The organism is Photobacterium toruni (genome assembly GCF_024529955.1).
In the GTDB taxonomy this organism is placed as follows: domain Bacteria; phylum Pseudomonadota; class Gammaproteobacteria; order Enterobacterales; family Vibrionaceae; genus Photobacterium; species Photobacterium toruni.
The window spans coordinates 554,963-567,855 of sequence record NZ_AP024854.1 but is presented as its reverse complement, the minus strand read 5'-3'; the positions used below and the strand labels follow the sequence as shown (position 1 = coordinate 567,855).

Annotated in this window: 7 protein-coding genes, 1 tRNA gene and 2 rRNA genes; 6 read left to right on the top strand and 4 right to left on the bottom strand. The window is 39.0% G+C overall.

Annotated elements, in window-relative coordinates; genetic code table 11:
- Positions 1 to 55 precede the first annotated feature (55 nt).
- The 6 genes from gadC (OC457_RS02885) (at position 56) to OC457_RS02860 (ending at position 7,879) form a co-directional block, all read left to right on the top strand.
- Positions 56 to 1,501 carry a putative glutamine/gamma-aminobutyrate antiporter GadC gene (gadC, locus tag OC457_RS02885; RefSeq protein WP_080175726.1) on the top strand — a complete coding sequence of 482 codons (1,446 nt, stop codon included), beginning with the start codon at positions 56 to 58 and terminating at the stop codon, positions 1,499 to 1,501.
- Between the two features lie 57 nt (positions 1,502 to 1,558).
- Complete coding sequence (gene gadC, locus OC457_RS02880) at positions 1,559 to 2,992, top strand: putative glutamine/gamma-aminobutyrate antiporter GadC (protein ID WP_080175727.1); 1,434 nt, start codon at positions 1,559 to 1,561, stop codon at positions 2,990 to 2,992.
- Positions 2,993 to 3,198: 206 nt separating this feature from the next.
- Positions 3,199 to 4,719 carry a putative glutamine/gamma-aminobutyrate antiporter GadC gene (gene gadC / locus OC457_RS02875; protein ID WP_080175728.1) on the top strand — a complete coding sequence of 507 codons (1,521 nt, stop codon included), beginning with the start codon at positions 3,199 to 3,201 and terminating at the stop codon, positions 4,717 to 4,719.
- A gap of 17 nt (positions 4,720 to 4,736) precedes the next feature.
- Complete coding sequence (gene glsA / locus OC457_RS02870) at positions 4,737 to 5,681, top strand: glutaminase A (protein ID WP_080175729.1); 945 nt, start codon at positions 4,737 to 4,739, stop codon at positions 5,679 to 5,681.
- A 15-nt stretch (positions 5,682 to 5,696) separates the two neighbouring features.
- Positions 5,697 to 7,097, top strand: coding sequence for a glutamate decarboxylase (locus OC457_RS02865; RefSeq protein ID WP_080175730.1), 1,401 nt, complete (start codon positions 5,697 to 5,699; stop codon positions 7,095 to 7,097).
- Between the two features lie 167 nt (positions 7,098 to 7,264).
- Positions 7,265 to 7,879, top strand: a complete 615-nt coding sequence (locus OC457_RS02860) for a trimeric intracellular cation channel family protein (RefSeq protein ID WP_080175731.1) — start codon at positions 7,265 to 7,267, stop codon at positions 7,877 to 7,879.
- A 3-nt stretch (positions 7,880 to 7,882) separates the two neighbouring features.
- Here the strand turns inward: OC457_RS02860 and OC457_RS02855 are convergent, their stop codons facing one another.
- The 4 genes from OC457_RS02855 to OC457_RS02840 form a co-directional block, all read right to left on the bottom strand.
- A complete protein-coding gene (locus OC457_RS02855) occupies positions 7,883 to 9,118 on the bottom strand; it encodes an MFS transporter (RefSeq protein WP_080175732.1) in 1,236 nt (411 codons plus the stop codon).
- Positions 9,119 to 9,339: 221 nt separating this feature from the next.
- Positions 9,340 to 9,416 (bottom strand) — tRNA-Asp (locus OC457_RS02850).
- Between the two features lie 68 nt (positions 9,417 to 9,484).
- A 5S ribosomal RNA gene (rrf, locus tag OC457_RS02845) occupies positions 9,485 to 9,600 on the bottom strand.
- Positions 9,601 to 9,736: 136 nt separating this feature from the next.
- Positions 9,737 to 12,630, bottom strand: a 23S ribosomal RNA gene (locus OC457_RS02840).
- Between the last annotated feature and the right edge of the window lie 263 nt (positions 12,631 to 12,893).

Sequence of the window (12,893 nt, the reverse complement as noted above, 5' to 3'; positions counted from 1 at the left end):
ACACCGATAGTAATATCGGTGTTTTTTTCCATAACTTATTTTTATGGGGTGAGATATGTCAACGGATATATCAACAAATAAAGCATCAACTAAAACAAAAATAACAGTTGCGACATTAGCAATAATGAATATAACGACTGTTGTAAGTTTACGTGGATTTTCAGCAGAAGCTGAATATGGTATTACAGCAGTATTTTATTATATTTTTGCTGCTATTGTATTTCTTATTCCTGTTGCATTATGTGCAGCGGAATTAGCAACAGGTTGGCCACAAAAAGGTGGGATTTTTAATTGGGTAAGTAAAGCTTTTGGACATCGTTTTGGTTTCCTAGCTATTTATTTACAATGGTTAGCTACTACAATTTGGTTTCCAACAGTACTTATTTTTGCAGGGGTAGCTTTAGCTTTTATTGGTCCAGATCAGACATTTGATCAGGCATTAGCCGCAAATCGTTTTTATAGCGGATTAGTCGTCCTAGTTGTTTATTGGTTTGCTACATTTATTAGTTTAAAGGGATTAAAAACAGCTGCAAAAATAAGCTCTATTGCCGGATTAGTAGGTACCATTATTCCTGGTATTATTTTAGTTACTCTTGCCGCTATTTATATAGCAAATGGTAATCCTATTCATTTCAATCCTTCAATGAAGGAGTTCTTACCAGACTTTAGTAATTTTAATAATCTTGTTTTAGCGGCTAGTATCTTTCTTTTCTTTGCTGGTATGGAAATAAATGCTGTACACGTTACTGAAGTAGATAATCCTTCCAGAAATTATCCTGTCGCTATTATTTGTGCCACAATATTTACGGTTATTATTTTTATCTTTGGTACGCTTTCAATCGCAACAATCATTCCAAAAGATCAAATCAATTTAGTACAAAGTTTATTAGTAGCATACGATAAATTGTTTGCACACTTTGGTTTAAGTTGGTTAGGAAATGTGACTGCACTTGCTCTTGCTCTCGGGGTTCTAGGTCAAATAATCGCTATTATTTCAGGTCCTTCTGCTGGTATATTACAGGTTGGGCGTGAAGGATATTTGCCACTATCACTACAGAAAGTAAATAAAAATGGTGTTCAAAAAAACATTCTAATGTGTCAAGGCGGAATTGTAACAGCGTTAGTTGTTATTATGATGATATTACCTTCAGTACAAGCAGCTTATCAAATGATTAGTCAACTGGCTGTTATATTATATCTTGCCATGTATATTATGTTATTTTTATCCGTTATATATTTACGTTATAAAGAACCAAACACTCCACGTCCATATAAACTACCTGGCGGTATGATTGGTTTATGGATAATTGCAGGGGTTGGTTTATTAGGTTCTATTCTAGCTTTTGTTTTAAGCTTTATTCCACCATCACAAATATCTGTTGGATCACCTTCCACTTATATTGGTATTCTTGTTATAGGAACAATCGCATTTGTAATTGTACCTTTTATTATTTATGCCTATCGTAAAAAAAATTGGTTAACTACGCCTGAAAATAATTAACTAAATAACATACTGTAGATATTTAATAAAATATCTACAGTATGTCTGTGAGTCATCATGAATAATAATGCTAAAAGTAATATACAAAAAAATATAAAGCTTGGTATTTTAACGTTTATTGTCATGAATACAATTACGGTGCTAAGTCCTAGAGGATTTTCACCAGAAGCAATGTATGGGTTAACATCTGTTTTTTATTATATTTTTGCGGCTGTCTGTTTCTTAATTCCCGTATCATTAGTTTCAGCAGAACTTGCTACTGGATGGCCACAAAAAGGAGGGGTATTTAATTGGGTTGGTGCAGCCTTTGGAAAACAAATCGGTTTTATAGCTATCTATTTACAATGGCTAGCGACAACTATCTGTTTTCCTACAATGTTGATATTTATTGCTGTTTCCATTGCTTTTATCGATGTAAAACATGCCCATGAGCTATCTACAAATAAATACTACACATTAGTTGTTATTCTAGTTTTTTATTGGTTTTCTGTATTCACAACATCTAAAGGCGTTAAATCTGCTGCAAAAATAGGATCTATCGCAGGTATTATTGGAACAATAATACCACTGGCAATTCTATTTATTAGTGGTATTACTTACGTCTATTTAAAAGGTACTATTGATTTTACCGTCTCCAGCCATCAATTATTTCCTAATATTTTACATTTTCACAATTTAGTATTAGCTGCCAGTGTTTTTCTATTTTATTCTGGTATGGAAATAAATGCAGTTCATGTTCAAAGCATGAATAATCCTTTGAAAAACTATCCTATATCCGTAGCTATAGCGGCAAGCCTTGTTGTTATTTGCCATATTATAGGTACATTATTGATAAGTGCGATTATCCCCCACAATCAAATTAATATTGTTGATAGTCTATTTACTACTTATGATACGATATTTAAATACTTCCATATTTCATGGATGGGTGAAATTATTACTGCAGCGATAGCCATCGGTGCATTTGCTCAGATTACAGTAATTATCGCTGGACCATCTACAGGCTTATTTCAAGTTGGACAGAAAGGTTATTTACCGCCAAAACTGCAAAAAAGTAATAAAAATGGAGTGCAAATGCCACTTCTTTACCTTCAAGGTATTATAGTTACAACGCTTTCGTTCTTACTCATTATATTGCCATCAGTACAATCAACATTCCAAATATTAGGACAACTAGCTTCTATCTTATATTTAATAATGTATTTATTATTATTTTCTAGTGCTATTTATCTCCGTTATAAAGAACCTGACGTTAACCGACCATATAAAGTACCATTTGGTAATATAGGTATGTGGATTGTTGGAACTCTTGGTTTTATTTCTAGCCTTTTAGCCTTGTGTTTAAGTTTTATTCCACCTGGCCAATTTAATACTGGAAGTAATTTATTATACATCGCCATATTGATAACATTAACAATACTATTTTTATTAGTGCCTGTGCTTATTTATAAAAATAGGAAATCATCATGGATAATAGATAGAGTAAACTAACAAATTCAAATTAACAGATATTATAAAATAAACAACAAAACAAACAATAAAACAACAATGCAGGTTATTAATTTTATAACAACGTGCATAATTGCAACATAAACAACTATTTTTACAACATTAAAAACCTCTCACTCAGTGCTATTTTAATAAAAATACAGAATAGATATATCTATTCAACTTTCTTACAAAAATATAGGTTAGTTATGGCTAGTGTAGAGAAAATTAAAAAAGGGGGGATCAGCATATTCGCGTTAGCAATGTTAAACATTGTTGCAGTGGTGAGTTTGCGGGGTCTTCCAGCAGAAGCAGAATACGGATTGAGCTCCATTTTTTATTATATTTTTGCCGCTATCGTATTTTTAGTTCCGGTATCACTGGTCGCTGCTGAACTTGCTACAGGTTGGTCAGAAAAAGGCGGGGTCTTCCGCTGGGTCGGTGAAGCTTTTGGTCCGCGTTTAGCACTAGTTGCTATTTTTATGTTATGGATTGAAGTTACAGTATGGTTTCCAACTGCACTGACTTTCGGTTCAGTATCACTTGCATTTATGGGTCCCGATCAATCATGGGACCAAGCATTATCTCAAAATAAATTCTTTGTACTAGGGATTGTATTGGCTATTTATTGGCTAGCAACGTTCATCGCTTTACGTGGTACTGCAGCCTTTTCTAAAGTAGCTAAATGGGGTGGCTTAATTGGTACAGTGATTCCAGGTATCATGTTAATTGTTTTAGGTTTCTCTTACCTATTCTTCTCTGGTCGTCCACCACAAGTTCAACTATCTTGGCACGATGTGATCCCTGACTTTTCTAACTTTAATAACGTTGTTTTAGCTGCAAGTATCTTCTTGTTCTATGCCGGTATGGAAATGAACGCTATTCACGTTAAAGAAGTTGATGACGCGCCGCGTAACTATCCGATTGCGATTGCGATTGCAGCTATTGGTACTGTGTGTGTTTTTGTACTTGGTACACTGGCTATCGCTTTTGTTATTCCTCAAAAAGATATTAACTTAACTCAAAGTTTATTAGTTGCTTATGATGATATGTTTGCTTGGGCTGGTATCAGTTGGGCAGCGCCAATTATGGCTGCGTGTTTAGCATTAGGTGTACTTGCTGGCGTTGTTGGTTGGGTTGCGGGTCCTTCATCTGCATTACTTGTTGTTGCTAAAGGCGGTTATTTACCTCGCTTTTTTCAATATACCAACAAACACGGAATGGCAACGCATATCATGATGGTGCAGGCTTTCTTAGTCACCATTATTTCAGTTGTATTTGTTGTATTACCTTCCGTTCAAGCCGCTTATCAAATTCTAAGTCAGCTAACGGTTGTACTTTACCTAATCATGTACTTATTAATGTTTGCTGCTGCAATTCACTTACGTTACAGCCAACCTAACCGTCCTCGTCCATATAAAATCCCGGGTGGTGATATGGGTATGTGGATCATTGCAGGTGTTGGTTTTTCTGGCTCACTATTAGCGTTCATCTTCTCTTTTATTCCACCAAGCCAAATTGCCGTGGGTAGTCCTGAAGAATACGTCGGCTTCTTAGTTGTATTAACCGTAATTTTCGTATCAGTACCGCTATTTCTTTACAAAGCCCGCCAACCTCACTGGAAAGATCCAGCAGTGACAGACTTTGCACCATTTACTTGGGAAATTGAAAACGTTCACCCAGGTGTTATCAACCCATCAGACAAAATAACTCATACATTAAACCAATAAGAGTTAAGGATGCGTTAATGTCACAACTAAATGAAAAGCTTGCTGTTGTTATGCAGCAAGCGCTGAATGAAGCCAAAACCAATATGGACGGCGAAAATGCCTCATATATTCCGTTTCTTGCTTCTGTACCGTCAGAGTTAACAGGACTGGCTTTTGTTTCTGTTACAGGTGATGTAATTCAATTACAAGATGCTGAGTATAAATTTGCGATTGAATCAATTTCAAAAATCATGACGCTTGGATTAGTGCTAGAGCAATCAGGAGCAGAGGCATTACATAGCAAAATTGGTGCTGAACCGACTGGAATGCCATTTAATTCAGTGCTTGCGCTTGAGTTACACCAAGGAAAGCCTTTAACGCCCCTTGTTAATGCAGGTGCAATGGCAACCGTAAGTTTAGTTAAAGCAACAGATAAAGAACAACGCTGGCAACAGATTTTAAATTTCCAATCTCTGCTCGCAAACAGTGCGATTACGCTTTCTGATGAAGTGAATCAGTCTGAACAAACCACCAATACTCATAACCGCGCTATTGCGTTGTTATTAGAGTCATCAGGTCGTATGTATTCAGAGCCTCTTGAAGCGTGTGATGTTTATACTCGCCAATGTTCCACCTTATTTAATGCGGTAGAACTTGCAACAGTCGGAGCAACATTGGCTAATGGTGGTAAAAACCCATGTTCAGATAAGCAATTAATTCAACCCCAAAACATTCCCCATATTCTGGCGGAAATGGTAATGGAAGGACTTTACGATACCTCTGGTGACTGGGCATATGATGTTGGTCTACCAGGTAAAAGTGGTGTTGGTGGTGGTTTATTAACAGTCATACCCAACATTGGCGCACTCGCAGCATTTTCACCACGACTTGACCAATTTGGTAATAGTATTCGTGGTCAACAAATGATTAAACATATTACTCAAGCAATGGCTTGGAACTTATTTAGCAGTAAACAACATTGAGGTAGGGAGAAATTTATGGCTCTTCATGAAGTAAACCGTCAATCCGAAAATGATCCAATCTTTGGTTCAGAAGCGATTAATAACGTTGCGGCAACTACCAAGCTACCACAGCAAGAACAAGCACCTAATGTGATCTATCAAATGATCCGTGATGAACTTTACCTTGATGGTAATGCACGTCAAAACCTAGCAACATTTTGCCAAACATGGGAAGAAGATGAAGTTCATAAATTAATGGATCTTTCCATTGATAAGAACATGATCGATAAAGATGAATACCCTCAATCTGCTGAAATTGAAGGACGTTGTGTCCATATGTTAGCGGATTTATGGAATTCACCTGATTCTGTAACCACAGTAGGCACATCAACAACAGGTTCAAGTGAAGCCTGTATGCTTGGTGGTTTGGCTGCTCTTTGGCGTTGGCGTGAAAAGCGTCGTGCGCAAGGTCAACCAACAGATAAACCCAATATGGTTTGTGGCCCCGTTCAAGTATGTTGGGAAAAATTTGCCCGCTACTGGGACGTAGAAATGCGTGAAACCAAAATGGACGATGGTCATTACTTTATGACCCCAGAAGACATGTTAGAGTTAGTTGATGCTAACACTATTATGGTTGTACCTACGTTTGGTCAAACCTTCACAGGTTTATATGAAACAGTCAAACCATTATCAGACGCATTAGATACTTATGAACATGATACGGGTAACTCTATTGATATTCACGTTGATGGTGCAAGTGGTGCGATGCTTGCTCCATTCTGTGCTCCAAATATTGAACTTTGGGACTTCCGTCTAGAACGTGTTAAATCAATCAGTACTTCTGGTCATAAATTTGGTTTAGCACCATTAGGTTGTGGTTGGGTGGTATGGCGTAGTAAAGAAGATTTACCTGAAGGCTTAATCTTCCATGTTAACTACCTAGGTGGTGACATGCCAACCTTCGCCTTAAACTTCTCTCGTCCTGCAGGTCAAATTATTGCGCAATACTATAATTTCCTACGGTTAGGTTTTGAAGGTTATCAACGTATTCATAATGCAAGTTATGACGTTTGTGAGTATTTAGTCAAAGAACTTAATAAATTTAATATGTTTGAATTTATCTTTGATGGTAATCGCGAAAAAGGTATTCCAGCCATTTCGTGGCGTTTAAAAGCGGATGCTAACGTACCATTTTCACTCTATGATCTTGCTGATCGTTTACGTACCCGTGGGTGGTTAGTTCCTGCCTATACATTACCAGCGAATGCTCAAGAGATTATCGTTCAACGTATTTTAGTCAAACAAGGTCTAACTATTGATCTTGCTAATCTATTAATTGCTGACTTTACACGTTCGATTGAATTTCTTACTTCACATGCAGCTTCTCAATGTACTGCAGAAGATGTAAAAACATTTGATCATAGTGGTCGCTAGTTTTTCAAAAGTTATACTGTAAAAAGTCATAGTTAAAGGTCGGATTTCCGGCCTTTTTTTATTTTTGAAAACACTATGACCATTTTTACTCTCTCGTATAAACACTACTGCATGTTAGTATTAAATTTGAATTTATCCCTTGATATTTATATGTTAAAGGCTTATTTATGCTAATTCACACCATCGAAATTATCTGTATCATTGCCTTCGCATTAAGTGCTGTCATCAGTGAAGCCAATATAGGAAAAGATATTGTTAGTGTCATGGTGTTAGGCTGGATAACCGCATTAGGTGGCGGTACTGTTCGAGATATAATCCTATCAACGAACCAAGTATTTTGGATCAAAGATCCTTCTTATTTTTGGACTGCACTCCTTGCTTCTTTTTTTGGCTTTTTCCTAGCTCCACACTTACGACAACTAAAAGCTGAACGTTTAATCATTGTTCTCGATGCTATTGGGATTGCTATGTTTTCCGTACTTGTCACTAAGAATATGGTTGCCGAACATTACGCAGGTTATGTTGCAGTCACAATGGGCATGATCACCGCCATTTTTGGGGGTGTACTACGAGATGTAATTCTTGCTCGTCCGACCATGTTTAATAATACTGAATTTTACGCTAGCCCTGTCATTATTGGGTGTTATCTTTATATTCTTCAAACCAAATTTTCAATCAATCCTAACATTGCGACCTTAACCAGTATCAGTTTTATTATTATTCTAAGAATGTATATTGTAATTAAAAAAATCACCTTTCCTAAATGGCTACTATTAAAATAACAGCTAATCCGCATTCAAAACCGCTGTAGATTTACTATTTTTACCTATTAACGCTAATATTAACCCTATAAACGAGGTTAATAAAAATAGCACAGCTAAAGCCCTAATATGATTAAATCCTGCATATATAAAAAATAATATAAATAAAGCCGCAGAGACCATTTGTCCACTACCAGATAAAGCACTAACGGTTCCAAATTTATTACTATACGGTACAAGTAGTAATGATTGAGAACAAGGATAAATAAAAGCTTGAGCAATAGAAATACCAATAAAACCCAAGGTGATAATATAAATATTTAAAGGGTAAATGATAAATAACACCCCAACAACAAATTGAATAAAAGGTGCTATAAATACAATATGATGACTACCATAAGATTTACGTAAAATAAAACAGATAAAACTTGATAATAAAAAAGAAATGGCAGGTATTATTGTCCAATATGCGTAATTTTCAGAACTTAACCCAAATTGACGCTCAAAAATAAATGGAGATAAAGCACCACAAAAAATAACCAAAGCCCAATTAATCCATCCCATAATAGCATAAGACAAAAAGTATCTATCTGTTAATAAGTCTCGGTAATATAAAACAATTGGAATAAAAGATATTTTATCTCTAGATGTTTTTAATGTCTCCGGTAAATAAAAAACTAATACCAGATAACCTAAAATAACATAAATTAACAATACATCAAAAACAGCCACCCATCCAAAATTATGATTAACTAACCCACCGACAATAGGTGAAAAAATAGGAATAAAAGCCGAAATAATAGATAATCCAGTTACAGCTGTTAAAAAAAACTTATTTTTATAGCTATCATGTAGAATTGAACGGGCAATTACAGATTCACAACCACTCCCAATGCCTTGAATAAAACGACCAATAACCAAACAATAAAACTTATCTGAATATAAAAATATTATTACTAACCCTAATATAGATATAAATAGTCCAACGAATAAAGTAAGTCGTCTACCGTAAATATAAGATAAAGGACCATATATTAATTGAGAAGGCCCATAACCCAATAAATACCCTATAATTACCCATTCAACAACATGTTGATTAATATTAAAACTATCACTAATCCAAGGCAAAAGAGGAAATACTAGTCCTAAACTTAATTGCCCCATACTTATAATTAATATAGTTAAAAAGAAAATATCCCATTTATCTTTAATCACCTCTTTTACCTGAGTAACTAAAGGTGCTTCTGGTGAAATTCCCATACCAAAATAGTTTAACCTTCAATAAAATGATAAACATATCTAATTTTATGCTTCATTTATTAAAAATTGCAGGTTAGTTGCTCAATATAAGTTTACCTATATTTTATAGAATAATATTGTAGCCAACAGAATCACAACCCCGCCATCTCTATTCTGCATCATTTTACTTTTATACAGACGAAAAAAAACCTGAATCTTTCGATTCAGGTTTTTTTAATAAATGGCGGAGTGGACGGGACTCGAACCCGCGACCCCCGGCGTGACAGGCCGGTATTCTAACCAACTGAACTACCACTCCGCAGTGTCTATTCAGCATAAATGCAACTTGTTGTCTCTACCTTTATAAAAGATAAAAACGAAATTAAAGCCTGGCGATGTCCTACTCTCACATGGGGAGACCCCACACTACCATCGGCGCTATTACGTTTCACTACTGAGTTCGGCATGGGATCAGGTGGGTCCATAACGCTATGGTCGCCAAGCAAATTCTGTTTTATTTATTACCTTGTGGCAATAAATAGCAATCTGGGAAAATCTAACTAGTTGTTCTCACACTCATTCAAGCGTTTGTAGAGTCCGTCTCTTCTCTTTTGAGAAGAAAAACCCCTTGGGTGTTGTATGGTTAAGCCTCACGGGCAATTAGTATCAGTTAGCTCAATGCCTCGCAGCACTTACACACCTGACCTATCAACGTTGTAGTCTTCAACAACCCTTTAGAGACCTTAAAGGTCTAGGGATGACTCATCTTGAGGCTCGCTTCCCGCTTAGATGCTTTCAGCGGTTATCGATTCCGAACTTAGCTACCGGGCAATGCATCTGGCGATACAACCCGAACACCAGCGGTTCGTCCACTCCGGTCCTCTCGTACTAGGAGCAGCCCCTCTCAATCATCCAACGCCCACGGCAGATAGGGACCGAACTGTCTCACGACGTTCTAAACCCAGCTCGCGTACCACTTTAAATGGCGAACAGCCATACCCTTGGGACCGACTTCAGCCCCAGGATGTGATGAGCCGACATCGAGGTGCCAAACACCGCCGTCGATATGAACTCTTGGGCGGTATCAGCCTGTTATCCCCGGAGTACCTTTTATCCGTTGAGCGATGGCCCTTCCATTCAGAACCACCGGATCACTATGACCTGCTTTCGCACCTGCTCGAATTGTCATTCTCGCAGTCAAGCGGGCTTATGCCATTGCACTAACCTCACGATGTCCGACCGTGATTAGCCCACCTTCGTGCTCCTCCGTTACTCTTTGGGAGGAGACCGCCCCAGTCAAACTACCCACCAGGCACTGTCCGTAACCCCGATAAGGGGTCGACGTTAGAACATCAAGCATACAAGGGTGGTATTTCAAGATTGACTCCACAACCACTGGCGCGGTTGCTTCAACGTCTCCCACCTATCCTACACATGTAGGGTCAATGTTCAGTGCCAAGCTATAGTAAAGGTTCACGGGGTCTTTCCGTCTAGCCGCGGGTACACAGCATCTTCACTGCGATTTCAATTTCACTGAGTCTCGGGTGGAGACAGCGTGGCCATCATTACGCCATTCGTGCAGGTCGGAACTTACCCGACAAGGAATTTCGCTACCTTAGGACCGTTATAGTTACGGCCGCCGTTTACCGGGGCTTCGATCAAGAGCTTCGACCGAAGTCTAACCCCATCAATTAACCTTCCGGCACCGGGCAGGCGTCACACCGTATACGTCATCTTTCGATTTTGCACAGTGCTGTGTTTTTAATAAACAGTTGCAGCCACCTGGTATCTGCGACTCCCGGCAGCTTAGAGAGCAAGTCTCATCACCGCTAGGAGCGTACCTTCTCCCGAAGTTACGGTACCATTTTGCCTAGTTCCTTCACCCGAGTTCTCTCAAGCGCCTTGGTATTCTCTACCTGATCACCTGTGTCGGTTTGGGGTACGATTTCTTATAATCTGAAGCTTAGAAGCTTTTCCCGGAAGCATGGCATCAATGACTTCACTACCGTAGTAGCTCGACATCGTATCTCAGCCTTAAGATGGTCCGGATTTGCCTAAACCATCAGCCTACATACTTGGACCTGGACAACCGTCGCCAGGCTCACCTAGCCTTCTCCGTCCCTCCATCGCAATTATAAGAAGTACGGGAATATTAACCCGTTTCCCATCGACTACGCCTTTCGGCCTCGCCTTAGGGGTCGACTTACCCTGCCCCGATTAACGTTGGACAGGAACCCTTGATCTTCCGGCGAGGGAGTTTTTCACTCCCTTTATCGTTACTCATGTCAGCATTCGCACTTCTGATACCTCCAGCACACTTTACAATGCACCTTCAACGGCTTACAGAACGCTCCCCTACCCAATATGAACGAGTTCACATTGCCGCAGCTTCGGTGTATAGCTTAGCCCCGTTAAATCTTCCGCGCAGGCCGACTCGACCAGTGAGCTATTACGCTTTCTTTAAATGATGGCTGCTTCTAAGCCAACATCCTGGCTGTCTGAGCCTTCCCACATCGTTTCCCACTTAGCTATAACTTTGGGACCTTAGCTGGCGGTCTGGGTTGTTTCCCTCTTCACGACGGACGTTAGCACCCGCCGTGTGTCTCCCGGATATTACTTACTGGTATTCGGAGTTTGCAAAGGGTTGGTAAGTCGGGATGACCCCCTAGCCTTAACAGTGCTCTACCCCCAGTAGTATTCGTCCGAGGCGCTACCTAAATAGCTTTCGGGGAGAACCAGCTATCTCCGAGTTTGATTGGCCTTTCACCCCTAGCCACAAGTCATCCGCTAATTTTTCAACATTAGTCGGTTCGGTCCTCCAGTAAGTGTTACCTCACCTTCAACCTGCCCATGGCTAGATCACTCGGTTTCGGGTCTAATCCTAGCAACTAATTCGCCCAGTTAAGACTCGGTTTCCCTACGGCTCCCCTAAACGGTTAACCTTGCTACTAAAATTAAGTCGCTGACCCATTATACAAAAGGTACGCAGTCACCCAACAAGTGGGCTCCTACTGCTTGTACGTACACGGTTTCAGGTTCTATTTCACTCCCCTCACAGGGGTTCTTTTCGCCTTTCCCTCACGGTACTGGTTCACTATCGGTCAGTCAGGAGTATTTAGCCTTGGAGGATGGTCCCCCCATGTTCAAACAGGATATCACGTGTCCCGTCCTACTCGATTTCACTAATAAAGCGTTGTTGGTTACGGGGCTATCACCCTGTATCGCGGTACTTTCCAGAACCTTCACCTAACGCTGAACTAACTTAAGGGCTAATCCGGTTTCGCTCGCCGCTACTACCGGAATCTCGGTTGATTTCTCTTCCTCGGGGTACTTAGATGTTTCAGTTCCCCCGGTTCGCTTCATTAACCTATGTATTCAGTTAATGATACTAGCTTATGCTAGTGGGTTTCCCCATTCGGAAATCCCAGACTCAAGTGGCTTTTACTGCCTAATCTGGGCTTATCGCAAGTTAATACGTCCTTCATCGCCTCTGACTGCCAAGGCATCCACCGTGTACGCTTAGTCACTTAACCATACAACCCCAAGAGGTCTTGCATGTTCAAACAACCAAGGTTTGTGTTTAATAATCCGATCAAGAAAATATTAAACATTGGTTTTTCGCCGGACTCATTTATTTGTCTTCACTTTAAAAAGTGAAAGCAAACACAGACACTTGAATGTGTATGTTTTGAGAACTCGTTTTTATTCTTCTTTTATAAGAAGCATAAAAACATTTTTTAAAATCAATCTTTCGATTGAATTTACTAGTCAGCTTTCCAAATTGTTAAAGAACATG